Here is a 22,991-nt window from a genome sequence, read left to right as displayed (position 1 = left end):
CCTCGTCGCCGAAAGCAGCGAAAGCGAATACCGCAGCTACGTCTACGAACCCGGCACCTTCCGCCCGCTGGCATTGCTCGACGGCAAAGGCCCGAAAAAAGCCTGCCCGTTTTATTACCAACTCGACCACCTCGGCACCCCGCAGGAACTCACCGACTACAGCGGCGACATCGTCTGGTCCGCGCAATACGACGCCTACGGCAAAGTCGCCGCACTGACCCTGGCCGGCGAGGACTACCTGAACCAGCCGCTGCGCTTTCAGGGGCAGTACTTCGATGCGGAAAGCGGCCTGCATTACAACCGGCACCGGTACTACGACCCGCGGCTGGGCCGGTATCTGACACCGGATCCCATCAAGTTGGCCGGTGGGCTGAATCAGTACCAGTACGTGCCGAATCCGACGGGGTGGGTGGATCCGTTGGGATTGGCTTGCACTCCGTGCCCGGGAGCGATACAGGCAGATGGGCCGTATAGTGAAATTGTTCCAGGCGGGGGATTAGCTGCCCATGAAGCCCAAGGTGGGCATCTGATTATCAAGCATGTTGGAAGAACTGATATCCAACTGGCTCAAAGACTACATGCAGAGCCCAACATTCCTGCAGCTTCTACTTTCATGAATCGCGCCGAAGCTGAAGCTGCAGTATCTGAAGCATTAAGCTCGAATTCGCAAAAAGTGATTCAATTCTTGAACAGCAACAAAGGAAAAACGAGTTTTTCGCATGATCTCGGCCGACCAGTGGGTGTGAGTATGCCCAATGGCCTTACGCACTCTCAATCAGCATCAAAATTGCTATTGGTCTTGAAAAAAGACCCTGCGCTGCCTTTGGGATATTTTTTACTAACGGGATTTCCAGAGCTATGAAAAATGACTTTCCAGAAGCTCAAGATTTTTTTGGCGCCTATTTCCATCAAGATTGGCTGGTGGAACATGACACAGCGGATCAAGTCATTGACGACTTTTTGAAAAATTCAGATAAAGAAGTGCTGATTTTAGTCCGTAGCGAACTGCGAGCCCTGCTCAGCAAAAAGCTAAAAGAAACAGACCTGCGGGCGTTCCTCTTAAAAGAAATGCATTGTTACTATTGTTACTGGAACAAATGGGCTTCCGGCGAAGTATGGCTACGCCATATCGAAAGGAAGTTGAACGAAAACCTGGCTGACTAGTACGCGTACTTACAGGGGCCTCAAATTTCAGGTCCAGTTTTTCTGCTTCGGTTTAATCAGAGCAGCCCCGTCACCTACTTAAAGCAACAACCGCTAAAAAAAGAAAAGCCCGGCAGCGCTACCGGGCTTCTTTATTTGCAGCTAACGAGCGACTTGCGACTGTATGTCACCGACACCCTGCTCGACTGAACGAGCCCCGTGAATCAACGGCCCATAACGCCGACTGAATTCCCAGTTGTACGGCACGCCATCCTTGCTGGTGCCGTTGTCCCAATTCACCGACCAGGTCATCAAGCCTTTGATCGGCAGCCCCTTGATCGCTAGACTCTTGAGGACATTCCCGACCACGGTTTTGTCGATCACATAACCGGTGGCCGCCGCATCGTTGTTGGCCGGCAGGCCGATGACGAACTTGTCTGCGGGGATCCGCGTGAAGCCGCGAGTGCCGGTCACCAGACTTTCGGTCAGGTAGAAGAGGAAATCCTCTTTCAGCGCATCGTTGTTCTGCGCAATCCACGCACCTGCGCCGTTGTTGGCTTCCGGCACCCAGACCCCGTCGCCGCCCTGGTTGTAGAACTGCGGGGCGATGAAGTCGTAGTAGCCTTCCAGTGCCTGCAAATAGCTGATGTATTTGCCGGTGCTGGTCAGGTACGGGAACTCCGGGGCCATGCTGATGATGAAGTGCTTGCCCTGGCCTGCGTAGTGATCCTTGACCAGTTTCAGTGCGGCCGGCAGGACTGTCTTATTGGCAGCGAAATCAATCGCGCTCTGTTCAAGATCGATGTCCAGCCCGTCGAAGCCGTAGGTTTCCACCAGACGGATAATTTCTTTAGCCAGCGGTTGTTCCTGCCCGCTGCGTAACTCGATATGCGCATCGGCGCCACCGAGGGAAATCAGCACGGCCCGTCCCTGGCTGTTGAGCACGCCAACCTGACGGCGGAACTCAGCGTCGGAAACGTTGAAGGGTTTGAAAGTAGGAATACCGCTACCCTTCATAAACGCCACCGCGACCACGTTGTACTCCTTGGGCACGTCCTCCAGCGATAGGCCGGCGAAGCGGCCTTGGCGGTAACCATCGCTCGGACCCGCAGGCCAGTTGTGCCAGAAGCCCATGAGGATCTTTTTACCGGCAATGCTCGGCATCAGCGAAGCGGCATCGCTCGCCGCGCTTTGCACTAAAGAGAAATCGATTTTTGACATGTTCTAATCCTTCAGAACGTGTGGGTTTGGCGACACAGCGCCGTTATTTGAAGTCGACGTCGAAAGCCTGATAGAAGGCGTTACCGGTGTTGGCAACGATCCACATCAGCACGATCACGTGATGGCCCTTCTTGTTGGCCGGTAGTTTCACCGCGTGATTGACCTTGGCCTTCAGCTCATTCGGATAGCTGTAATAAGGCACCTGAGTGTAGAAGTCCTCGAAGAACGGTTGCGCTTCCAGTTGCGCGCGGCTGATGCGTTGTTTCGGGTCCCAGCCATCCTTGGTGATCAGCCAGCGGTAGCCGCGGGTGGTGTGCGGCGCGGTGTATTCCCATTTGATTTCGAGGGTCTGCCCCGGGGCGACATTGAGCAGCGGCCAGGTGAACGGACGAGCGAGTTTCTTGCTCATTTCATCATTGGTGAAGTTCACGCAATCGCGGGCATCGCTCTTGCCACCGCTGAGAATGTAGCCATCGGCCGGTGGCGTGACACTGTCCGAGTCGCTCTGGTAAGGCGCCGGGAACGGCCCCGCTGCCAGTGCCGGGAAATTCTTCCCGCCTTCCATTTCATTGACCTGCCAGGCACCGAGCAATCCTTGCTCAATGGCAACCGCACCACGGCTTGCAGGGGAAATGACACGACCGTGTCGCAGTTGGGTTTGTGGTTGATTCATGATTTTTCACTCCGTTGATTTAAGAACTCTCCTTTCCGAGGAGAGGCCTTCAAGCTAACGGAGAGGGATTTTTTGTCCATCGGCGGTTTTGTCGCAGTCAGCAGCTTTGAACCGTAAAAACATCGCAAATACTGGATGCATATACAGTCTTCTGCGACAACGCCCACCTAATATGTGGTCAAAAGATTACACGGCAATACTGCAAAAGCTGCCATTCAGTACTCATGGCAACTGTGCGTTGAACTCCTTTTCGTACTGCCCGGCGAGTTGTTCTTTCTGTTTTTCGTTGAGCAACTTGCCGGCCATCTGGAAGAACTTCTGCTCTTCTTCCTTGAGATGGTGATGAACCTTGTCAGAAAGCTTTTTCGCGATGGCCAGCCAGGCCGGGCTGGACATCTCGGTCTCATCGAGCTCTTCCATCATCTCGTCCATTTCATGGTGTTCGGCGATGGCATGGCGGCTCAGATCGACACCGTCATCAAGCTCCATCAACGGAATGTAGAAATGGCGCTCTTCCGCTGTTTCATGGGCCTGGAGTTCTGCCTTGAGCTGTTTGTAGGCTTCAACCCGCTCCGGCGTGTCGCCACTGGTTTCGATCAAGGTCTTGGCGTAGCTGCGCTGGCGATCATGGCTTTCGCGAAGGGCTTCGAAAATATTCATAGGGGATCCTCATCAACCGCGTGCTGGAGTGACGCTGTAAAGGCTAGACCCCGAGGCGAGAGCGGCAGTTCCACCGGGTTGAAGAAGGGCTTGGAAGATGGCCGCGGGGCAGGATAGGCTGCGAATTCAAACAACAAGGAAGTCATGCATGAACTTACGCATTGAGCTGTCGCAGCATTCCACCGAAGAAGAACGCCAGGCCATTTTGGCCCCCCTGCACGCCTATAACGTGGCCAAGGCCGGAATTGCCGTCTCTGAGCCACTCACCTTGCTGGTGCGTGACGATCAGGATCAGATTTTGGGCGGACTCTATGGCCGACTGGTCTGCCAGTGGCTGTTCATCGATTTGCTGTCAGTGCCTGAAGCAGGCCGGGGCCAGGGAATTGGCTCGAAGCTGATGCGCATGGCCGAAGAGCTGGCGCGGGAGAAAGGCTGCATCGGCGCATGGCTCGACACGTTCGACTTTCAGGCACCTGAGTTCTACAAGAAACTGGGGTATAGCCAGTTTGGGGAAATCGTCGATTATCCGCCGGGGCACAAACGGCATTTTTTCCAGAAGCGACTTGTAGGTTGAATGTACCGCCCTCTTCGCGAGCAGGCTCGCTCCCACATTGGAATGTATTCCAATGTGGGAGCGAGCCTGCTACGGGCGGCGTTCCGACGATGGCGGGAGCCACCTCAATGCATGATCAGAGGCAAGTCGCCAACGCCGCCAACCGGCGCTTGGCGACAAAATCATCCTTCTGCGCGTAGTAATTCAACGTCGTGCCCGATGCCTCGGTGATCACGTCGACAAACGACTCCGCCGAACGGGTGTACACCGTCGTACCACCCGCTTTGCGTGGTTCCAGATACGCCGCCGCATCGACACCAAATACCGCTTCGTCCTGCCAACCAAACTGCACACACCGCGCCACGTCTTTTTCGGCTTTGTTCGACGTCAACACCTTGTACGGGGTTTTCGTGCGAGCATCGTCCATCACCGAGCCTGCGCAACCGGCCAGCAGCGTCGCCGCCAGCGCTACCATCAGCATTCGCATTGCATTCGCTCATTCAGAAAAAAGCGGACTGTATCACCGCAGCAGCAGAAATCGTTCTGCTTTACTGCATTTATAGCGCGACACGCGCGGGCCGCTGCGGCAACCTAAGGTCATCAGCCTCACAAGGAAAACACATGGCGCCTACCGACCAGCGACATGAACATGCCCTGAAAGTATTTCTCGACGCGCGTCCCGAACTGCGCGAAACCCTCGACCACCTCAATCCGCTGCTGGCTCAGGCCAAAGGCGAAACTCAAGCGCAGTATCGCGAGGAACGACTGCATGAGGCGTTTGAAGCCGAAGCGGAAAGCCTCGGGTTATTTGCTTGGGAGTTGACCTTGCAACTGACGGCCGACTCGCCTGAGGAATATCAGGCGCAGCGCCTGGAAGTACATCGTGAAGTCGCGGAAATGGCCGGGATGGATTGGCTGGAATATTGCGATTTGTATGGCATAGAACCGTAACCGCCGCCGAAGGACACCGCCAGCAATGTTGCCATCCGCCTCGACTCATCGCGCCAGCCCTGGCCACTTGCATACGCAAAAATGGCGCGGACGAGTGGGTCTGGCGCTGGTGGCCAGCCTCTCGGTGCTGGCCGGAATGACCGACGCCATCGGCTTTATGGCCAGCGGCGATTTCGTCTCGTTCATGAGCGGCAACACCACTCGACTCGCCGTGGCGATCAGCGATGGCGATGTCGGGTTGATCGTGCGTCTGGTGATCCTCGTCGCGACATTTATTGTCGGGAATGCCTTGGGGGTTGTCGTCGCACGTTTCGGTGGACGCCGGGCGCTGCCGCTGCTGCTGTGTATCGCCACCCTGCTGTGCGCGGCGGCGCTCTGGCCATTCGAAACCCAACTGCCTGCGCTGCTGGCGGCGATCATTGCGATGGGCATGCTCAACGCGGCGGTTGAAGAAGTGAATGGCTTGCCGGTCGGGCTGACTTACGTGACTGGCGCGTTGTCGCGGTTCGGCCGTGGATTGGGCCGCTGGATGCTTGGCGAACGGCGCAGTGGCTGGCGGGTGCAACTGGTGCCATGGAGCGGGATGTTTATCGGCGCGATTCTGGGGGCTGTGCTGGAACATCACTTGGGACTGAAGGCGATGTTTGTCAGCGGTGTGCTGGCGGCGATGATCGGGCTGCTCTCGCTGAAAATCCCGCGGCGCTGGCAACTGGGCTATATGCCGCGCTAACCGAGGACAACAAAAATCTCTGAGCGAGCCTGCTCGCGAAGACGCCGGCACATTCTTCATCTTCACCAGCTGACAGACCGCTATCGCGAGCAGGCGAAGGCCTACAAGGTTTCGCGGCGGCTTCGATAAAGCTTTATCATGGCCGCAGTTTTGCTGATCGAGTCCGTCATGAAGTTCGCCATCGTGCTGTTTTCCGCCGCCCATGCGCCCTCCTCGCGCCGCGCCCTGCTGTTTGCACAGGCTGCGCTGGCCGGTGGGCATGAGATTGTCCGGCTGTTTTTCTATCAGGACGGCGTTTATAACGCTTCGGATGCGGTGGTTACCCCGCAGGACGAACTCGACCTTCCCAAACAATGGCGCGCGTTCATCACCGAGCAGCAACTGGACGGCGTCGTGTGCATCGCCGCCGCCCTGCGCCGTGGAGCGCTGAATGCTGAAGAAGCCAAGCGCTACCAGCGTGACGCGATTTCGGTCAGCGCACCGTGGGAATTGTCCGGTCTCGGTCAGTTGCATGACGCGGTGCAAGACGCTGACCGCCTGATCTGCTTCGGAGGTGCGTGAGATGGCCAAATCCCTGTTGATCGTCAGCCGCCAATCACCGTGGTCTGGCCCCGGCGCTCGCGAAGCGCTGGATATCGTGCTGGCCGGTGGCGCCTTTGATCTGCCGATCGGTTTGCTGTTTCTCGATGACGGTGTGTTGCAACTGGCCGCCGGGCAGAACGCCAAGGCCCTGCAACAGAAAGACCTCAGCGCCAACCTGCAAGCGCTGCCGATGTTTGGCGTTGAAGAGCTGTTCTATTGCTCCGACAGCGCCAGCACTCGCGGACTGAACAATCTGTCGCTGGACGAAGCGCAGCCGCTGGCCGCCGAGCAGATCACCGCCCTTATTGACCGTTACGACCAGGTGATCACCCTCTGATGTCGACTTTGCATGTGTTGTCTCATTCCCCGTTTGGCGACGATCGCCTGACCAGTTGCCTGCGCCTGATCGGCAGCGCTGATGCTTTGCTGCTCTCCGGCGATGCGGTGTATGCGTTGCAACCAGGCACCGCGCCGTTCACTGCACTGGAACAACGCCAAATCAAATTATTCGTCCTTGCCGAAGATGCACAGGCTCGCGCCATCGAAGTCCCGGACTGGGCCGACGCCATCGATTATCCGGCCTTTGTCGAATTGTCGATCCACCACGACAAGGTCAACAGTTGGCTATGAATTCCATGACCGTCGGCGCCCGCGCCATCGAACTGGACAAGGACGGTTTTCTCGTCGACCTGAGTGACTGGTCCGCCGACGTTGCCAGCGCCCTTGCGGCCGCCGAAGACATCGAGTTGACCGCCGAACATTGGGAAGTCCTCGAATTGCTGCGCAACTTCTACGCCGAATTCCAGCTGTCCCCGGCCACCCGACCGCTGATCAAGTACACCGCGTTGAAACTCGGCCCGGACAAAGGCAACAGCCTGCACCTGAACCGACTGTTCAAAGGCACCCCCGCCAAACTCGCCGCAAAACTGGCGGGCCTGCCCAAACCGACGAATTGCTTATGATCGATTTTCCAGCACTGACCCTCGAAACCCCTGCCGAACACCCGTTCGCCCAATTCGTGCGCATTCTCGGCAAGGGCAAACGCGGCGCCCGCGATCTGACTCGTGAAGAAGCCCGCGAAGCCATGGGCATGGTGCTCGACGACAAGGTTGAAGACACCCAGCTCGGCGCGTTCCTGATGTTGCTGCGGCACAAGGAAGAAAGCGCCGAGGAAATGGCCGGCTTCACCGAAGCATTGCGCGAGCGCTTGCAGGCGCCGAAGCTGAACGTTGATCTGGACTGGCCGACCTATGCCGGCAAGAAGCGCCATCTACCGTGGTATCTGCTGGCGGCAAAATGCCTGGCGCAAAACGGCGTGCGCATTTTCATGCACGGCGGCGGCGCACACACGGCCGGGCGGCTGTACAGCGAGCAACTGCTCGGTGAGTTGAACATTCCGTTGTGCCGCACCTGGCAGCAGGTCGGCACAGCGCTGGACAACTGCGGCCTGGCCTTCATGCCGCTGGTGGACTGGGCGCCGCAGTTGCAGAAGATGATCGACCTGCGCAACACCTTGGGTCTGCGCTCACCGATTCATTCCCTGGCGCGGATTCTCAATCCGCTGGGCGCGCGTTGCGGCCTGCAAAGCATTTTCCACCCCGGCTACCAAGCCGTGCATCGCGATGCCAGCGGCCTGCTCGGCGACACGGCGATTGTGGTCAAGGGCGATGGCGGCGAAATCGAGATCAACCCGGATGCCGACAGCCACCTCTACGGCACCACCGGCGGCGAGAGCTGGGATGAGGAATGGCCGCAATTGTCGGCGCAACGCCACGTCAAACCGGCGACCCTCGACGTTGAACATTTGAAAGCCGTATGGCGCGGCGACGTGGTCGACAGCTACCCGCAAATGGCCCTGATTGCGACCATGGCTCTGGCCTTGCGCGGTCTCGGTCAAAGCCGTGAGCAAGCCTTCGCAACCGCCGAGCACTACTGGGCCGCGCGGAACAAATCGATTTAACCGATCATTCGCGCCTGATCTTTGCGCTTTTTGTTCGAACTCATCGGAATAGACTCGACTCCAACGATTATTGGTTTACGGAGTCTTGATCATGGGTTTACTCGTCGATGGCCACTGGCAGGACAAGTGGTACGAAAGCAGCAAGGACGGCGCGTTCCAGCGTGAACAGGCAAAACGCCGCAACTGGGTCACCGCCGATGGCCAGCCGGGCCCGAGCGGTGAAGGCGGGTTTGCCGCGGAAGCCGGACGCTATCACCTCTACGTTTCTCTCGCCTGTCCATGGGCGCATCGCACGCTGATCCTGCGCAAGCTCAAAGGTCTGGAAAATCTGATCGACGTTTCGGTGGTCAGTTGGTTGATGCTGGAGAACGGCTGGACCTTCGACCAAGCACTCGGCTCGACCGGCGACAAGCTTGATGGCTTTGAATTCATGCATCAGCGCTACACCGCCGACACTGCCGATTACACCGGCCGCGTCACCGTGCCGGTGCTGTGGGACAAGAAGCTCAAGCGCATCGTCAGCAATGAATCGGCAGAGATCATCCGCATGTTCAACAGCGCGTTTGATGGTTTGACCGGCAATGATCTGGATTTCTACCCAGCGCCATTACGCGTCGAGATTGATGCGCTGAACGAGCGAATCTATCCGGCGGTGAATAACGGCGTGTATCGCGCAGGCTTTGCGACGTCGCAACAGGCTTATGAAGAAGCGTTCGATGAGGTGTTTGCCGAGCTCGATCACCTTGAGCGCGTTTTGGGCGCCAACCGTTATCTGAGCGGGGAATACCTGACTGAAGCGGACGTCCGCCTGTTCACCACGATGATTCGTTTCGACGCGGTTTATCACGGGCACTTCAAGTGCAACCTGCGGCGGATTGCCGATTACCCGAATCTGTCGAACTGGTTGCGTGAGGTGTATCAGCTGCCGGGAATTGCCGAGACGGTGGATTTCCAGCACATCAAGAATCACTACTACGGCAGTCACAAAACGATCAACCCGACAGGGGTTGTGCCGAAGGGGCCGGCGCAGGATTTCACTGTGGCCCATGATCGGGCGCGGTTGAGCGGCAAAGGGGTTTGGCGAAAAGGTTGAGAGTTATAGGGTCTTGAAAGGCCTCTTCGCGAGCAAGCTCGCTCCCACACGGGATATGTGTCGTTCACAAATCCCCTGTGGGAGCGAGCTTGCTCGCGAATGGGGCGACTCGGTATTTCTAGACCTGCGCCTGAGCCCCTTCGAACCACGCCAGCTTCTCGCGCAGTTGCACTACTTCACCAACGATTACCAGTGTCGGCGCATGCACTTCATGCTCCGCCACCATTTGCGGCAGATCAGCCAGCGTGCCGGTGAAGACGCGCTGATTGACCGTGGTGCCCTGTTGAATCAATGCCGCCGGGGTATCGGCTGAACGACCATGCTTGATCAGTTGTTCGCAGATCACCGGCAACCCCACCAGCCCCATGTAGAACACCAGCGTCTGCGCCGGCGCGACAAGGTCGGCCCATGGCAGATCGGTGGAACCGTCCTTCAAATGCCCGGTGACAAAGCGCACCGACTGCGCATGATCGCGATGGGTCAGCGGAATCCCGGCATACGCCGCGCAACCGCTGGCCGCCGTAATTCCCGGCACCACCTGAAACGGAATGCCGTGGGCGGCCAGTTCTTCGATCTCTTCGCCGCCACGGCCGAAGATAAACGGATCACCACCCTTCAACCGCACCACACGCTTGCCGGCCTTGGCCAGATCGACCAGTTGCTGGTTGATCTGATCCTGCGGCACGGCGTGATCAGACCGACGCTTGCCGACGTAAACTCGCTCGGCATCGCGACGGCACAATTCTAGAATCGCTGGCGCGACCAAGCGGTCGTACAGCACCACATCGGCTTGCTGCATCAGACGCAAAGCCTTGAAGGTCAGCAGATCCGGATCGCCCGGGCCAGCGCCGACCAGATACACCTCGCCGGTGGTGACCATGGCCTCGCCATCGATCTTGGCTTGCAGCAGACGCTCGGCCTCGGCGCCCTGCCCGGCCAGTTGCCGATCGGCAATCGGCCCCTGAAACACGTCTTCCCAGAAGCCACGACGCTGCTGCACATCCGGAAACAGGCTTTTCACCTGATTGCGGAAACGCGCGGCGAGCCCGGCCAATTGACCGTAAGTCGAGGGAATCCAGGTTTCAATCTTGGCGCGAATCAGTCGCGCCAGCACCGGAGCGTCGCCGCCGCTGGACACCGCGATGATCAGCGGTGAGCGATCGACGATCGCCGGGAAGATCACGCTGCACAAGGCCGGCGCATCGACCACGTTGACCGGCACGCAGCGCTTATGAGCATCGGTGGAAACTTGTGCGTTCAGCGTCTCATCGTCGGTGGCGGCGATAATCAGCCCGCAACCGTCCAGATCGGCCTCGACGTAACCGCGCAACAGGCATTCACCGCCAGAGGCAGTGACCAGTTCGCGCAGTTGCGTTTCGATTTCAGGTGCGACCACCCGCAGCAGCGCACCGGCATCGGCCAGCAGGCGGGATTTGCGCAAGGCAATTTCCCCCCCACCGACGACCAACACACGACTGCCGCGCAGGTTGTGAAACAGCGGCAGATATTTCATTTAGCCGATGACCTCAAGGCCACCCATGTACGGCTTCAGTACGTCCGGCACACGAATCGAGCCGTCGGCCTGCTGGTAGTTTTCCAGCACGGCAACCAGCGTACGACCAACCGCCAGACCCGAACCGTTGAGGGTGTGCACCAGCTCCGGCTTGCCGGTTTCCGGGTTGCGGAAACGCGCTTGCATACGACGGGCCTGGAAGTCGCCGCAGTTCGAGCACGACGAAATCTCGCGGTACTTGTCCTGGCTCGGGATCCACACTTCGAGGTCATAAGTCTTGACCGCGCTGAAGCCCATGTCGCCGGTGCACAGCGCGAGGGTGCGATAAGGCAGACCGAGCAGTTGCAGGACTTTTTCGGCGTTGGCGGTCAGGCCTTCCAGCGCTTCCATCGATTGCGATGGCTCAACGATCTGGACCATCTCGACTTTGTCGAACTGGTGCTGACGGATCATGCCACGCGTGTCGCGGCCCGATGCGCCGGCTTCGCTGCGGAAGCACGGGGTGTGCGCCACGAACTTGATCGGCAGCAGTTTCGAGTCGACGATTTCGCCGGCAACGATGTTGGTCAGCGACACTTCGGCGGTCGGGATCAGGTACAGATCGGCTTCGCCTTCGCGGGCGATCTTGAACAGGTCTTCTTCGAACTTCGGCAGTTGACCGGTGCCTTGCAGCGCCGGGGCCTGGACCAGATAAGGCGTGTAAGCCTCCTCGTAACCGTGCTCGTTGACGTGCAGGTTGATCATGAACTGCGCCAGGGCGCGGTGCAGACGGGCGATCGGGCCGCGCAGCAGAGCGAAACGCGCGCCGGACAGTTTGGCGGCGGTTTCAAAGTCCAGCCAGCCGAACTTCTCGCCAAGGGCAACGTGGTCTTTCACTTCAAAATCAAAGGCAGTCGGGGTGCCCCAGCGGCGCACTTCAACGTTGTCGTCTTCGTCTTTACCGACCGGCACGGATTCGTGCGGCAGGTTGGGAATGCCCAGTACGATCGAGTCCAGTTCGGTCTGGATCGCGTCCAGTTCGACTTTACCGGCGCTCAATTCGCCCGCCATGCGCTCGACGTCCGCCATCAACGGCGCGATGTCTTCGCCGCGCTGCTTGGCCTGACCAATGGATTTGGAACGCGCGTTACGCTCAGCCTGCAGTGCTTCGGTGCGGGTCTGGACGGTCTTGCGCTGTTCTTCCAGCGCTTCGATGCGCGCGGTATCCAGGGCAAAGCCACGGGAAGCCAGGCGGTCCGCTACGTCCTGAAGGTTGCTACGTAACAGTTTGGAATCGAGCATGTCGGTTTCTCGTTATCAAAGTTTGGTCAAGGACAGGCCAGCCCACGTCGCGAGCAGCCCGCCGAATACGCTGAGTGCCGCATAGCCCAAGGCCAGCGGCACTTGCCCGCTTTCCAGCAAGCGCACCGTATCCAGTGAAAAGGATGAAAAAGTCGTCAGCCCCCCGAGGAAGCCGACCATCAACCCGGCACGTACCTCGATCGGCACCTCCGGGCGTATCAAAAACAGGCCGTACAACACGCCAATCAACAGACAGCCCACGATATTAACGGCCAGCGTCGCGGTATAGAAGTGCCGCGGCCAATTGGCGCTGATCCAATTGCCGGTGGCGAAGCGCAACAAGGTGCCGGCCATGCCGCCAACGGAGACCGCAATGATCAGTGGGAGCACTATTTTCTCCGCTGCCGAGGGCTTAAACGGTCGAGTTGGGCGAGATGGTTGAGCTTCTCGCCGATCTTCAACTCCAGGCCGCGCGGCACCGGTTGGTAGAACGGAATGGGATCGAGCTCTTCCGGGAAATAGTCTTCGCCGGCGGCATACGCGTCCGGTTCATCGTGGGCGTAACGGTATTCGTCGCCGTAACCCAATTGTTTCATCAGTTTGGTTGGTGCATTGCGCAGGTGCAGCGGCACTTCCAGCGAGCCATTTTCGGCCGCAGCGCGCAGGGCGGTTTTGAAGCCCATGTACACCGCATTGCTCTTCGGCGCGCAGGCCAGATAAGTGATGGCCTGGGCCACGGCCAACTCGCCTTCAGGGCTGCCGAGGCGCTCCTGCACTTCCCACGCCGCCAGGCACAGGCTGAGGGCGCGCGGGTCGGCGTTGCCGATGTCTTCGCTGGCCATGCGCACCACGCGTCGGGCCAGGTATAGCGGATCGCAACCGCCGTCGATCATCCGCGCAAACCAGTACAGCGCGCCGTCAGGGTTGGAGCCACGCACCGATTTGTGCAGTGCCGAGATCTGGTCGTAAAACGCTTCGCCACCCTTGTCGAAACGTCGACGGGTATCGCCGAGCAGACTTTGCAGCAACTCGGTGCCGATTTCGCTGTTGTCTTCAGCCAGATCCGAGGCGTTTTCCAGCAGATTGAGCAGACGCCGGCCATCGCCATCGGCGGCGGACAGCAGCATCTGGAAACCTTCGTCGTTGAGCGTCAGGTTGCGCTTGCCCAAACCACGTTCTTCGGTGAGCGCACGGTGCACCAGCTTACGCAGCGCCGCTTCGTCGAGGCTTTTCAGCACGTAGACGCGGGCACGCGACAACAAGGCGTTGTTGAGTTCGAACGAAGGATTTTCGGTGGTGGCGCCGATGAAGATCAGCGTGCCATCTTCAACGTACGGCAGAAAAGCATCCTGCTGCGATTTGTTGAAGCGGTGCACTTCATCGACGAACAGAATCGTGCGCTTGCCGTACTGGCCGGCCTGCTGCTTGGCGATTTCAACGGCCTGACGGATCTCTTTCACCCCGGCGAGCACCGCCGAGACTGTTTCGAAGTGCGCATCGGAGACTTCCGCGAGCAACCGCGCCAACGTGGTTTTACCCACGCCCGGCGGGCCCCAGAAGATCATCGAATGCAGGGCACCCTGCTCCAGCGCCTCACGCAGAGGCTTGCCGCGAGCGAGCACGTGCTCCTGACCGACGTACTCATCCAGATTGGTCGCACGCAAACGCGCGGCCAGTGGCTGAGCAATCGGTGCACTGCGAAACAGATCCATCACGTAGCGTTGAAACCTCTATTTTGCCGATCATTGACCCTGTAGGAGTGAGCCTGCTCGCGATAGCGGTGGGTCAGACGATGAAGATGTGACTGACAAATCGAATCGCGAGCAGGCTCACTCCTACAAAGGGTTTTGTGTTTATTCCTGGATTACATCGGCACCCTTGGGGATGTCGAACTTGAACTTGGAGGCTGGCACCGGCTCGTTGGCCTTGACCCCGGTAAACAGGATATTGGTGCGCTGGCCGACGCTGTCGATCAGTTGCATATCGTTAAGCAGACCGTTGCGGAACGACAAGCGCAGGTTGTCGAACAGGGTGTCCTTGGTTTTCGGCTTGAGGGTGAAGTCGATCACACCGCCCGCCTCTTTCGCGGAAATATCAAAGCTCTGACTGATCTTCGACACATCACCGGACAGCAGCAACGCCGGGGTCTGGGTCAGACGCTCGTCGAGCTTCTTGATGGTCGCCTGTTCCAGATCCGGGTCCCACAGGGTGACTTTTTTGCCATCGGAAACCATGGTCTGCTCGGCCGGCGCGTTGGTGTGCCAGTAGAACAGGCCAGGACGCTGCAGGGTCATGTTGCCAGTGGTTTCCTGCAACTGCGTGCCGCTGCCGTCGAGGGTCAGCTGCGAGAAGTTCGCGCTCAGGGTCTTGGATGTTTCCAGCAATTGGGTCAGACGCGCCACGTCCTTGTCATCGGCGTGGGCCGTGAGAGTGGTCAGCGCCAGTACTGGCAGCAGCATGCGGATAAGACGCATGGGAGTCCTCTTGAATACTCGTTGGGAGAGCGGCGGCACATCATTGTCCCGCCTCTTGCGTTTGCAATCAGTCGCGTACCGGGCCTGGAGCCAGGACTTCACGGGAACCGTTGGTGTTCATCGAGGTGACGACGCCGGCCATTTCCATGGCTTCGATCATCCGTGCGGCGCGGTTGTAGCCGATCTTCAGCTTGCGCTGTACCGCAGAAATCGAGGCACGACGGCTTTCCAGCACGAACTGTACAGCTTCGTCGTAAAGCGCGTCGGCTTCCGGATCATCACCGTCACCGCCACCGCTGCTGCCTTCAAAACCGCTGCCGGCTTCTTCGACACCGTTGAGGATGTCGTCGTTGTATTCCGGCGCGCCGCGCAGTTTCCACGCTTCGACCACACGGTGTACTTCATCGTCGGAAACGAACGCACCGTGAACCCGGATCGGCAGGCTGGTGCCCGGCGGCATATAGAGCATGTCACCGTGACCGAGCAGTTGTTCGGCGCCACCCTGATCGATAATGGTGCGGGAGTCGATCTTGCTCGACACCTGGAACGCCATACGCGTTGGAATGTTGGCCTTGATCAGACCGGTGATCACGTCCACCGATGGCCGCTGGGTCGCGAGAATCAAGTGAATACCCGCCGCACGCGCTTTCTGGGCAATACGGGCGATCAGTTCTTCCACCTTCTTGCCGACGATCATCATCATGTCGGCGAACTCGTCGACCACCACAACGATGGTCGGCAATTTCTGCAGCAGCGGCGCTTCGTCGTGAATGCTTTCGCGCTTGTACAGTGGATCGCTCAACGGCTCGCCAGCGTCCTGGGCCTCCTTGACCTTGGCGTTGAAGCCAGACAGGTTGCGCACGCCCATTTTCGCCATCAGCTTGTAGCGGCGCTCCATCTCGGCAACGCTCCAGCGCAGGGCGTTGGCGGCGTCTTTCATGTCGGTGACGACCGGGCACAGCAAGTGCGGAATGCCTTCGTAGATCGACAGTTCCAACATTTTCGGGTCGATCATGATCAGCTTGGCGTCTTCCGGGCCGGACTTGAACAGGATCGACAGGATCATCGCGTTCACACCCACCGACTTACCGGAACCGGTGGTACCGGCCACCAGCAAGTGCGGCATCTTCGCCAGGTCAGTGATCACCGGTTTGCCGCCGATGTCATGACCGAGTGCCAGGGTGACCGGCGATTTGAAGTTGTCGTACTCAGGCGTCGACAGCACTTCGGAGAAGCGCACGATCTGCCGGTCTTCGTTGGGAATCTCGATACCGACGGTGGTCTTGCCGGGAATCACCTCGACCACACGTACGCTGGTCACGGCCAGCGAACGCGCAAGGTCTTTCGCCAGGTTGGCGATGCGGCTGACTTTGACGCCGGCGGCAGGCTGAATTTCGTAACGGGTAATCACCGGCCCCGGGTGAATCGAATCCACCGTGACTTCGACACCGAACTCCTTGAGCTTGATCTCCAGCAAATGGCCGACCGCCGCCAGGGATTCCGGTGAGTAATTGAGTTGTTTCTTTTCTGCCGGATCGAGAATCGAGATCGGCGGCAAGGTGCCTTCCACGGCGCTGTCGACGAACAACGGCACCTGTTTCTCTTTCTGCACGCGCTTGCTTGGCTCGGGCGCTTTGGCCGGGGCCGGGGCGATAACCGGCGGCACTTGTTTCTCGCGATCGGACATGTGCTTGCTCAGGGCTTGCTCACGTTCGATCAGGCGTTCTTTGACTTTGGCCTGCTCACGTTTGTCGGTGACCGTCGGCGCGACCACATCGTGAACGCGGTCATCGACTTCACGCAGTTGCGCGACCAGTTGTTTGCGCTCGGTACGCGCCGACCACCAGCGATTCAGCGCGCCTTGGAACAGTTCAAACAGGTCGAGGGTGATCTTGCCGGTGATGTCCATCACCTTGAACCACGACAGGTCGGTAAATACCGTAAGGCCAAACAGGAACAGCGCGATGAACAGCAACGTGCTGCCCTGAATGTTCAGCGCGTTTTTCGCCAGATCGCCGAGACTTTCGCCCAAAGCGCCACCAGCGCCCGCCGGCAGACCGGTCGCGGCATGGAAATGGATATGCGCCAGAGCTGCGCCGGACAAGACCAGAAACACCAGACCAATCAGGCGCCAGGAGAATAGCCAGCCGCTCCACTGCCACGGTTCGTGGCGCTGCCGGAAGATCTGCCAGGCTTTGACCGCCAGCAGCAACGGGAAGATATAGGCGAAGTAACCGAGCACCATAAACAGGATGTCGGCGCTGTAGGAGCCCGCCGGGCCACCGAAATTCTGCACGTCGTCGATCTTGCTGTTGTGACTCCAGCCCGGATCGTCCTTGCCGTAGGTCAGCAAAGCCATCATCAGGAACAGGCACAAGGCGCCGATGGCGATCAATGCACCTTCCTTGAGCCGGTAGTGCAACTGTTGGCGCCAGAGCGGAACGACTGTTTTTGGTGCTTCGGTGGATTTCTTCAAAACGCTTCTTTTCCTGCGCCCGAGGCGCGTCCATCTATTGAATGACGATAAAAAACTGCCCAATCCAGGCAGGTAAAAAAGTTGACGGGCACAACTGAGACTACTTTTAACACTGCGCTGCTGCTTTTATAAACACAGGTATCAAAACAGTGCCCGGCGAATATTCTGTAACAGCCCGGCATTGTACGGGTTTGTGCGTCGGATGCCATGCTTCAAACCCCAGCGTTGAGCATAGCCAAGCGCATAAAACCTGCGCTTCAATTTGAGCATGCATTGTCTTTTGTGACAAAGGCTTATGAGGTGTATTTGATGAACGTAGCGAAGCATTGCCATCCAGACCTTCTGAACTGTCACTGACCGCTCGCCATGCCGGCCAGGTGCCGGGCCACAGCGCTCGGTTACGACCGCGCCCGACTCGCCAAGTTGCAATGCGGCGAACGTCGCGCAGGATCGAGACGACATTCGCAACGTTTAGCGGCACACTTTACCGCGTACCCAACAACTCGCCCCGCCCACCCCTACTGCAAGCCCGGATACCATGCTGACTTGGTTACAACGTAACTCCCTGACTTTTCCGCCTCTGGAAAAGGCCATGCGCGACCCCAACGGATTGCTCGCCGCGGGCGGCGATCTGTCTGCCGATCGTTTAATCGCGGCTTATCGTCATGGCTGTTTTCCGTGGTTTTCCGAGGGCCAGCCGATTCTCTGGTGGTCGCCGGATCCGCGCACGGTGCTGTTTCCCGACGAACTGCATGTCTCGCGCAGCCTCGGCAAACTGCTGCGCCAGGCACGCTATCAAGTGACCTTCGATCAGGACTTCGACGCCGTGATCCGCGCCTGCGCCGCGCCACGGGATTACGCCGACGGCACCTGGATCACCGAAGCCATGCAGGATGCCTACATTGAATTGCATCGCCGCGGCTTCGCTCATTCGGTCGAAGTGTGGGATCAAGGCGAACTGGTCGGCGGCCTGTACGGACTGGCTATGGGCCAACTGTTTTTTGGCGAATCGATGTTCAGCCGCGCTGACAACGCCTCGAAATTCGGCTTTGCTACCCTGGTGCGCCACCTGAAAGACTCAGGATTCGTGCTGATCGACTGCCAGATGCCGACCGATCATCTGCACAGCCTCGGCGCGCGGGCGATTCCTCGTCAGCAATTCGCCGACTATCTGGCAAATCACCTGGATCAACCCAATCGTGCCACTTGGGTTTGCTGAGCGACTTTTGCGCGCGTGGCTTACACTTAATTCACCAGCTTATCCCGAGGGTTGATCATGACCGAGTTGGCGCGGTTGAAGTTCTATGCCACTCAGCCTCACTCTTGCAGTTATCTGCCCGAGGAGCAGGCCACCACCCTGTTTCTCGACCCGAGCCAGCCCATGGATGTGCATGTCTACGCAGACCTGTCGGAAATGGGCTTTCGCCGCAGTGGCGATCATCTGTACCGGCCGCATTGCCAGAACTGCAATGCGTGCGTGCCTGCGCGCATTCCGGTGGCGCAGTTCACACCTAATCGTCAGCAGAAGCGGATTTTCAAGCGCAACGCGGATTTGCAGGTGCGCCCGGCCAAACCGCAATTCAGTGAAGAATATTTCGATCTGTACCAGCGCTATATCGAACAACGCCACGCCGACGGCGATATGTACCCGCCAAGCCGTGATCAATTCTCGACTTTTCTGGTACGTGACCTGCCCTTCTCGCGTTTTTACGAATTCCGACTCGACGGACGGTTACTGGCCGTGGCGGTGACCGATTTACTGCCGAACGGTTTGTCAGCGGTGTACACCTTCTACGAACCCGACGAAGAGCGCCGCAGCCTTGGCCGATTTGCCATCCTCTGGCAAATCGCCGAGGCACAGCGTCTCGGGCTTGAGGCGGTGTACCTCGGTTACTGGATCAAGAACTGCAAAAAGATGAACTACAAGACGCAATACCGACCCATCGAATTGCTGATTAATCAGCGCTGGGTCATCCTCAACTAAACCCAAGCCGTAAACCCCTTGGCGTAAACCCCATTTTTCGGGCACAATGCACGCCGCTTTTGCCTGGCGCAGTTGCACCGGGCCATTCATTGGATACCGAGGGCTTTACTGCATGTCGAAAGAAGACAGCTTCGAAATGGAAGGCACTGTCGTCGACACCCTGCCCAACACCATGTTTCGTGTGGAGTTGGAAAATGGGCACGTCGTAACCGCGCATATTTCCGGCAAGATGCGCAAGAACTACATTCGTATTCTTACCGGTGACAAAGTGCGCGTCGAGCTGACGCCCTATGACTTGAGCAAAGGGCGCATCACTTACCGCGCTCGTTAATCAAGTCAATACAGAACGCCCGGTTTATGCCGGGCGTTTTTGTGTCTGCGTTTTGGGGTTTGGTTTGGGTTTGGGTTTGGGGGCATATCCGTTGCTGCGGGTGCTGCCGCTGGCGGTTTCGCTCTTACAGCGAGTCCCTTTTTCAAACGCCAAAAAGGAACCAAAAGGCTTTGCCCCTGGCGTACGGCACTTCGCTGAGGCTCAGTGTTCCCTCGCTACGGTGTCCATCCGGGGGCATCGCCTACGGTTTGCTTCGCTGCACCTCCTCTCGATGAATGCGGCTGCGCCGCACGGCGCTGCGCGCCTACCCCCCGGATGAACACCTTCGCTCGGCCTGCCGATGGGGCAAAAGATCAAAAGCCGAAGCCAGATCAAAAGCCAGATCAAGAGCCCCTCACCCTAGCCCTCTCCCGGAGGGAGAGGGGACTGACCGAGGTGTATGGGAGAGCTACGCCGACGTGCGATACCGCGTTGAACTCAGGCTTTGAAAAGCACACAAAGCAGCCCCTCTCCCTCTACTCACGGAGGGTGAGGGGACTGACCGAAGTGTTTGGGAGAGCTACGCCGACGTGCGATACCGCGGTGAACTCAGGTTTTGAAAAGCCCACAGATCGGCTCCCTCTCCCTCGGGAGAGGGCTGGGCGGGCGGCTTTCCGATGAGGGGCGAATCCAACGCAAATCAAAAGCCGGCCACGCTGTGCTTTTCACCACTCAATAGGCCGAGTGTCAGCTCGCCTGCTCTTGATCTTGATCCACGGGCGACGTCGGAAGGCTGAGTGGAGGGATTGATCCGGGCGTGGGAGCGCAGCGACCGTTTGGCGCAGCCAAACACAGCGAGAGGAGGTGCAGCGCAGCAAACCGTAGGCGCTGCGCCCGGATCGATCCCGCAGCGAAGGAACCCCGAGCCCCAGCGAGCGGGCCGCACGTAGGAGCAAGCGTTTTTTGCTTACTTTTTTTGGCGTTTGAAAAAAAGTGAGTCGCCGTAAGGGCGAAACCGTAATAAGCCATCACCGCAGCAACGGATATTCACCCAAAAAACCCAAACGACAAATAACAAAAAGGCGCCCGAAGGCGCCCTCTTGATCTCAGGCCATCAGGCCATTTCTGCGGTAGTTTCGAAGTCAAACGTCAACTCACCATCCTTGATGTCGATGTGCACCACACCGCCATGCTCGGCCAGCTCGCCAAACAGAATCTCCTCCGCCAACGGACGCTTGATCTTGTCCTGAATCAGACGCGCCATCGGACGCGCGCCCATCGCCGAGTCATAACCACCCGCCGCCAGCCAACTGCGCGCCGCGTCGGTAACCTCAAGCAACACACGCTTGTCTTCCAGCTGCGCCTGAAGCTCGGTGAGGAACTTGTCCACCACACTTTTGATGACCTCATGACTGAGGCGACCAAACTGGATAATGGTGTCCAGTCGGTTACGGAACTCCGGCGTAAAGCTCTTCTTGATCACTTCCATCGCATCAGACGAGTGGTCCTGATGGGTGAAACCGATCGAAGCCCGCGCGGCCGTTTCGGCACCGGCGTTGGTAGTCATGATCACGATCACATTGCGGAAGTCCGCCTTGCGCCCGTTGTTGTCGGTCAGCGTACCGTGGTCCATCACCTGCAACAGCAGGTTGAAGACTTCCGGATGCGCCTTCTCGATTTCATCGAGGAGCAATACGCAGTGCGGTTGCTTGGTGATCGCCTCGGTCAACAGACCGCCCTGATCGAAACCGACATAGCCCGGAGGCGCACCGATCAGACGCGATACGGTGTGACGCTCCATGTATTCGGACATGTCGAAGCGAACCAGTTCGATCCCCAGCGCCTTGGCCAGTTGCCGCGCAGCCTCGGTTTTACCGACACCGGTCGGGCCTGCGAACAGGAACGAACCGACGGGCTTGTCAGGCGATTTAAGCCCGGCACGGGACAGTTTGATCGCGGTCGACAGCGAATCGATCGCCGCGTCCTGACCAAATACCGTCAGCTTCAGGTCACGCTCAAGATTACGCAGCAGCTCTTTGTCGGAGCTGGTGACGTGCTTCGGCGGAATCCGTGCGATTTTCGCGACGATGTCTTCGACTTGCGGTACTTCAATACGCTTCACACGTTTTTCGACCGGCTGCAGACGCTGGTAGGCGCCCGCCTCGTCGATCACGTCGATGGCCTTGTCCGGCATATGCCGGTCATTGATGTAGCGCGAGGCCAGTTCAGCAGCGGCGCGCAACGACTCATCGCTGTATTCGATGTTGTGGTGCTGCTCGAAACGCCCTTTCAGGCCGCGCAGGATACCGATGGTGTCTTCCACCGACGGCTCGACGACATCGACCTTCTGGAAGCGACGCGCCAAGGCACGATCCTTCTCGAAAATGCCGCGGAATTCCTGGAACGTGGTCGAACCGATGCAGCGAATGTCGCCAGACGACAGCAGCGGTTTGAGCAGATTCGAAGCGTCCATGACCCCGCCCGACGCAGCGCCGGCACCGATGATGGTGTGGATCTCGTCGATGAACAGGATCGCCTGCGGGCGTTTTTTCAGTTCATTGAGCAGCGCCTTGAAGCGCTTCTCGAAATCACCGCGATACTTGGTGCCTGCGAGCAGAGCGCCAAGGTCAAGCGAATAAACAACGCTGTTGGCCAGCAGATCCGGCACCTGGTTGTCGACAATGCGCTTGGCCAGACCTTCGGCAATCGCGGTTTTACCCACGCCCGCTTCACCGACCAGCAACGGATTGTTTTTGCGCCGGCGCGCCAGAATCTGCGCGACACGCTCGACTTCCGACTCACGGCCGACCAGCGGATCTATTCGACCCTGACGCGCGAGTTCGTTGAGGTTGCTGGCATAAGCATCCAGAGGATTGCCTGAAGAAGAAGACTCACCGCCCTCGTCGTCCTGCATATCTTGTTCACCTTCAGAGTGATCGCCATGCCCCGGCACTTTGGAAATGCCGTGAGCGATGTAGTTGACGACATCGATGCGCGCAACGCTCTGCTGTTTCAGCAGGAACACTGCCTGACTCTCTTGCTCACTGAAGATGGCAACCAGCACGTTGGCGCCGGTTACTTCGCGTTTGCCCGAGCTCTGTACGTGGAAAACAGCACGTTGCAGTACACGCTGGAAGCCCAGGGTTGGCTGGGTTTCGCGATCTTCGTCATGAACGGGGATCAATGGCGTGGTGGAGTCGATGAACTCCTGCAGGTCATGCTTGAGTTTGTCGAGGTTTGCGCCGCAGGCACGCAAAACGGTGGCGGCAGCCTCATTGTCCAATAGGGCCAGCAAAAGGTGTTCGACGGTCATGAATTCATGACGTTTCGAACGAGCCTCCTTGAAGGCTAGATTGAGGGTGACTTCGAGCTCGCGGTTTAACATAG

General features: G+C 58.5%; 25 protein-coding genes. 14 read left to right on the top strand and 11 right to left on the bottom strand.

Going from position 1 to position 22,991, the window contains the following annotated elements:
• A partial coding sequence (locus GTU76_RS14510; RefSeq protein ID WP_180698893.1) for an RHS repeat-associated core domain-containing protein occupies positions 1 to 862 on the top strand: 862 nt, incomplete at its 5' end.
• The gene (locus tag GTU76_RS14505; RefSeq protein WP_175553867.1) at positions 859 to 1,164 is read left to right on the top strand and encodes a contact-dependent growth inhibition system immunity protein; all 306 of its coding nucleotides are present in this window, start codon (positions 859 to 861) and stop codon (positions 1,162 to 1,164) included. The genes GTU76_RS14510 and GTU76_RS14505, both read left to right, overlap by 4 nt.
• A gap of 141 nt (positions 1,165 to 1,305) precedes the next feature.
• Here the strand turns inward: GTU76_RS14505 and GTU76_RS14500 are convergent, their stop codons facing one another.
• From GTU76_RS14500 to GTU76_RS14490, 3 genes are all read right to left on the bottom strand, one after another.
• A complete protein-coding gene (locus tag GTU76_RS14500) occupies positions 1,306 to 2,364 on the bottom strand; it encodes a chitinase (protein ID WP_180698892.1) in 1,059 nt (352 codons plus the stop codon).
• Between the two features lie 43 nt (positions 2,365 to 2,407).
• Complete coding sequence (locus GTU76_RS14495) at positions 2,408 to 3,037, bottom strand: lytic polysaccharide monooxygenase auxiliary activity family 9 protein (protein WP_180698891.1); 630 nt, start codon at positions 3,035 to 3,037, stop codon at positions 2,408 to 2,410.
• 222 nt (positions 3,038 to 3,259) lie between these two features.
• Complete coding sequence (locus GTU76_RS14490; RefSeq protein ID WP_016987058.1) at positions 3,260 to 3,697, bottom strand: hemerythrin domain-containing protein; 438 nt, start codon at positions 3,695 to 3,697, stop codon at positions 3,260 to 3,262.
• A 148-nt stretch (positions 3,698 to 3,845) separates the two neighbouring features.
• Between GTU76_RS14490 and GTU76_RS14485 the strand changes: the two genes are divergently transcribed.
• Positions 3,846 to 4,271 (top strand): GNAT family N-acetyltransferase, encoded by a 426-nt coding sequence (locus GTU76_RS14485; protein WP_016987057.1) that lies wholly within the window; start codon positions 3,846 to 3,848, stop codon positions 4,269 to 4,271.
• A 115-nt stretch (positions 4,272 to 4,386) separates the two neighbouring features.
• Here GTU76_RS14485 and GTU76_RS14480 read toward each other — a convergent pair whose 3' ends face one another.
• Positions 4,387 to 4,737: a hypothetical protein gene (locus GTU76_RS14480; RefSeq protein WP_016987056.1), complete on the bottom strand. Its 351-nt coding sequence runs from the start codon at positions 4,735 to 4,737 to the stop codon at positions 4,387 to 4,389.
• A gap of 134 nt (positions 4,738 to 4,871) precedes the next feature.
• Here GTU76_RS14480 and GTU76_RS14475 point away from each other — a divergent pair, with 134 nt between their 5' ends.
• The 8 genes from GTU76_RS14475 to GTU76_RS14440 all read left to right on the top strand — a co-directional run bounded on the left by GTU76_RS14475 (position 4,872) and on the right by GTU76_RS14440 (position 9,566).
• Positions 4,872 to 5,201, top strand: coding sequence for a DUF6388 family protein (locus GTU76_RS14475; protein ID WP_016987055.1), 330 nt, complete (start codon positions 4,872 to 4,874; stop codon positions 5,199 to 5,201).
• A gap of 25 nt (positions 5,202 to 5,226) precedes the next feature.
• Positions 5,227 to 5,931 carry a YoaK family protein gene (locus tag GTU76_RS14470; RefSeq protein ID WP_180698890.1) on the top strand — a complete coding sequence of 235 codons (705 nt, stop codon included), beginning with the start codon at positions 5,227 to 5,229 and terminating at the stop codon, positions 5,929 to 5,931.
• A gap of 168 nt (positions 5,932 to 6,099) precedes the next feature.
• The gene (gene tusD / locus GTU76_RS14465; RefSeq protein ID WP_180698889.1) at positions 6,100 to 6,492 is read left to right on the top strand and encodes a sulfurtransferase complex subunit TusD; all 393 of its coding nucleotides are present in this window, start codon (positions 6,100 to 6,102) and stop codon (positions 6,490 to 6,492) included.
• Between the two features lies 1 nt (position 6,493).
• Positions 6,494 to 6,850, top strand: a complete 357-nt coding sequence (tusC, locus tag GTU76_RS14460) for a sulfurtransferase complex subunit TusC (RefSeq protein ID WP_016987053.1) — start codon at positions 6,494 to 6,496, stop codon at positions 6,848 to 6,850.
• The gene (gene tusB / locus GTU76_RS14455) at positions 6,850 to 7,143 is read left to right on the top strand and encodes a sulfurtransferase complex subunit TusB (RefSeq protein ID WP_180698888.1); all 294 of its coding nucleotides are present in this window, start codon (positions 6,850 to 6,852) and stop codon (positions 7,141 to 7,143) included. The genes tusC and tusB overlap by 1 nt, the downstream gene beginning before the upstream one ends.
• Positions 7,140 to 7,475 carry a TusE/DsrC/DsvC family sulfur relay protein gene (locus GTU76_RS14450; protein WP_180698887.1) on the top strand — a complete coding sequence of 112 codons (336 nt, stop codon included), beginning with the start codon at positions 7,140 to 7,142 and terminating at the stop codon, positions 7,473 to 7,475. The genes tusB and GTU76_RS14450 overlap by 4 nt, the downstream gene beginning before the upstream one ends.
• The gene (locus GTU76_RS14445) at positions 7,472 to 8,473 is read left to right on the top strand and encodes a glycosyl transferase family protein (protein WP_180698886.1); all 1,002 of its coding nucleotides are present in this window, start codon (positions 7,472 to 7,474) and stop codon (positions 8,471 to 8,473) included. The genes GTU76_RS14450 and GTU76_RS14445 overlap by 4 nt, the downstream gene beginning before the upstream one ends.
• 91 nt (positions 8,474 to 8,564) lie before the next feature.
• Positions 8,565 to 9,566: a glutathione S-transferase family protein gene (locus GTU76_RS14440; RefSeq protein WP_180698885.1), complete on the top strand. Its 1,002-nt coding sequence runs from the start codon at positions 8,565 to 8,567 to the stop codon at positions 9,564 to 9,566.
• A 118-nt stretch (positions 9,567 to 9,684) separates the two neighbouring features.
• Here the strand turns inward: GTU76_RS14440 and cysG are convergent, their stop codons facing one another.
• From cysG to GTU76_RS14410, 6 genes are all read right to left on the bottom strand, one after another.
• The gene (cysG, locus tag GTU76_RS14435; protein ID WP_180698884.1) at positions 9,685 to 11,079 is read right to left on the bottom strand and encodes a siroheme synthase CysG; all 1,395 of its coding nucleotides are present in this window, start codon (positions 11,077 to 11,079) and stop codon (positions 9,685 to 9,687) included.
• Positions 11,080 to 12,360, bottom strand: coding sequence for a serine--tRNA ligase (serS, locus tag GTU76_RS14430; protein ID WP_180698883.1), 1,281 nt, complete (start codon positions 12,358 to 12,360; stop codon positions 11,080 to 11,082). It lies immediately after the preceding gene.
• Positions 12,361 to 12,375: 15 nt separating this feature from the next.
• The gene (gene crcB / locus GTU76_RS14425) at positions 12,376 to 12,750 is read right to left on the bottom strand and encodes a fluoride efflux transporter CrcB (protein ID WP_180698882.1); all 375 of its coding nucleotides are present in this window, start codon (positions 12,748 to 12,750) and stop codon (positions 12,376 to 12,378) included.
• Positions 12,750 to 14,072 carry a replication-associated recombination protein A gene (locus GTU76_RS14420; RefSeq protein ID WP_034155144.1) on the bottom strand — a complete coding sequence of 441 codons (1,323 nt, stop codon included), beginning with the start codon at positions 14,070 to 14,072 and terminating at the stop codon, positions 12,750 to 12,752. The genes crcB and GTU76_RS14420 overlap by 1 nt, the downstream gene beginning before the upstream one ends.
• Before the next feature lie 141 nt (positions 14,073 to 14,213).
• A complete protein-coding gene (lolA, locus tag GTU76_RS14415) occupies positions 14,214 to 14,834 on the bottom strand; it encodes an outer membrane lipoprotein periplasmic chaperone LolA (RefSeq protein WP_095118231.1) in 621 nt (206 codons plus the stop codon).
• Between the two features lie 67 nt (positions 14,835 to 14,901).
• Positions 14,902 to 17,310 (bottom strand): DNA translocase FtsK, encoded by a 2,409-nt coding sequence (locus GTU76_RS14410; RefSeq protein ID WP_016987046.1) that lies wholly within the window; start codon positions 17,308 to 17,310, stop codon positions 14,902 to 14,904.
• A gap of 538 nt (positions 17,311 to 17,848) precedes the next feature.
• Here GTU76_RS14410 and aat point away from each other — a divergent pair.
• The 3 genes from aat (at position 17,849) to infA (ending at position 19,625) form a co-directional block, all read left to right on the top strand.
• Positions 17,849 to 18,529 (top strand): leucyl/phenylalanyl-tRNA--protein transferase, encoded by a 681-nt coding sequence (gene aat, locus GTU76_RS14405; protein WP_016987045.1) that lies wholly within the window; start codon positions 17,849 to 17,851, stop codon positions 18,527 to 18,529.
• Between the two features lie 57 nt (positions 18,530 to 18,586).
• Positions 18,587 to 19,294 (top strand): arginyltransferase, encoded by a 708-nt coding sequence (locus GTU76_RS14400; RefSeq protein ID WP_016987044.1) that lies wholly within the window; start codon positions 18,587 to 18,589, stop codon positions 19,292 to 19,294.
• Between the two features lie 112 nt (positions 19,295 to 19,406).
• Entirely contained in the window at positions 19,407 to 19,625 is a 219-nt protein-coding gene (gene infA / locus GTU76_RS14395; protein ID WP_002553999.1) for a translation initiation factor IF-1, read from the top strand.
• 1,093 nt (positions 19,626 to 20,718) lie between these two features.
• Here infA and clpA read toward each other — a convergent pair.
• Positions 20,719 to 22,989, bottom strand: coding sequence for an ATP-dependent Clp protease ATP-binding subunit ClpA (clpA, locus tag GTU76_RS14390; protein WP_016987404.1), 2,271 nt, complete (start codon positions 22,987 to 22,989; stop codon positions 20,719 to 20,721).
• Positions 22,990 to 22,991: the final 2 nt, after the last annotated feature.

Source organism: Pseudomonas crudilactis (assembly GCF_013433315.1).
GTDB lineage: Bacteria > Pseudomonadota > Gammaproteobacteria > Pseudomonadales > Pseudomonadaceae > Aquipseudomonas > Aquipseudomonas crudilactis.
This window is presented reverse-complemented; position numbering and strand designations above follow the sequence as displayed.

What these genes read in the sequence shown, in the direction of transcription:
- GTU76_RS14505 (WP_175553867.1), top strand. Translation starts at nt 859, where the DNA reads ATGAAAAATGACTTTCCAGAAGCTCAAGATTTTTTTGGCGCCTATTTC.
- GTU76_RS14500 (WP_180698892.1), bottom strand. Translation starts at nt 2,364, where the DNA reads ATGTCAAAAATCGATTTCTCTTTAGTGCAAAGCGCGGCGAGCGATGCC.
- GTU76_RS14495 (WP_180698891.1), bottom strand. Translation starts at nt 3,037, where the DNA reads ATGAATCAACCACAAACCCAACTGCGACACGGTCGTGTCATTTCCCCT.
- GTU76_RS14490 (WP_016987058.1), bottom strand. Translation starts at nt 3,697, where the DNA reads ATGAATATTTTCGAAGCCCTTCGCGAAAGCCATGATCGCCAGCGCAGC.
- GTU76_RS14485 (WP_016987057.1), top strand. Translation starts at nt 3,846, where the DNA reads ATGAACTTACGCATTGAGCTGTCGCAGCATTCCACCGAAGAAGAACGC.
- GTU76_RS14480 (WP_016987056.1), bottom strand. Translation starts at nt 4,737, where the DNA reads ATGCGAATGCTGATGGTAGCGCTGGCGGCGACGCTGCTGGCCGGTTGC.
- GTU76_RS14475 (WP_016987055.1), top strand. Translation starts at nt 4,872, where the DNA reads ATGGCGCCTACCGACCAGCGACATGAACATGCCCTGAAAGTATTTCTC.
- GTU76_RS14470 (WP_180698890.1), top strand. Translation starts at nt 5,227, where the DNA reads ATGTTGCCATCCGCCTCGACTCATCGCGCCAGCCCTGGCCACTTGCAT.
- tusD (WP_180698889.1), top strand. Translation starts at nt 6,100, where the DNA reads ATGAAGTTCGCCATCGTGCTGTTTTCCGCCGCCCATGCGCCCTCCTCG.
- tusC (WP_016987053.1), top strand. Translation starts at nt 6,494, where the DNA reads ATGGCCAAATCCCTGTTGATCGTCAGCCGCCAATCACCGTGGTCTGGC.
- tusB (WP_180698888.1), top strand. Translation starts at nt 6,850, where the DNA reads ATGTCGACTTTGCATGTGTTGTCTCATTCCCCGTTTGGCGACGATCGC.
- GTU76_RS14450 (WP_180698887.1), top strand. Translation starts at nt 7,140, where the DNA reads ATGAATTCCATGACCGTCGGCGCCCGCGCCATCGAACTGGACAAGGAC.
- GTU76_RS14445 (WP_180698886.1), top strand. Translation starts at nt 7,472, where the DNA reads ATGATCGATTTTCCAGCACTGACCCTCGAAACCCCTGCCGAACACCCG.
- GTU76_RS14440 (WP_180698885.1), top strand. Translation starts at nt 8,565, where the DNA reads ATGGGTTTACTCGTCGATGGCCACTGGCAGGACAAGTGGTACGAAAGC.
- cysG (WP_180698884.1), bottom strand. Translation starts at nt 11,079, where the DNA reads ATGAAATATCTGCCGCTGTTTCACAACCTGCGCGGCAGTCGTGTGTTG.
- serS (WP_180698883.1), bottom strand. Translation starts at nt 12,360, where the DNA reads ATGCTCGATTCCAAACTGTTACGTAGCAACCTTCAGGACGTAGCGGAC.
- GTU76_RS14420 (WP_034155144.1), bottom strand. Translation starts at nt 14,072, where the DNA reads ATGGATCTGTTTCGCAGTGCACCGATTGCTCAGCCACTGGCCGCGCGT.
- lolA (WP_095118231.1), bottom strand. Translation starts at nt 14,834, where the DNA reads ATGCGTCTTATCCGCATGCTGCTGCCAGTACTGGCGCTGACCACTCTC.
- aat (WP_016987045.1), top strand. Translation starts at nt 17,849, where the DNA reads ATGCTGACTTGGTTACAACGTAACTCCCTGACTTTTCCGCCTCTGGAA.
- GTU76_RS14400 (WP_016987044.1), top strand. Translation starts at nt 18,587, where the DNA reads ATGACCGAGTTGGCGCGGTTGAAGTTCTATGCCACTCAGCCTCACTCT.
- infA (WP_002553999.1), top strand. Translation starts at nt 19,407, where the DNA reads ATGTCGAAAGAAGACAGCTTCGAAATGGAAGGCACTGTCGTCGACACC.
- clpA (WP_016987404.1), bottom strand. Translation starts at nt 22,989, where the DNA reads ATGTTAAACCGCGAGCTCGAAGTCACCCTCAATCTAGCCTTCAAGGAG.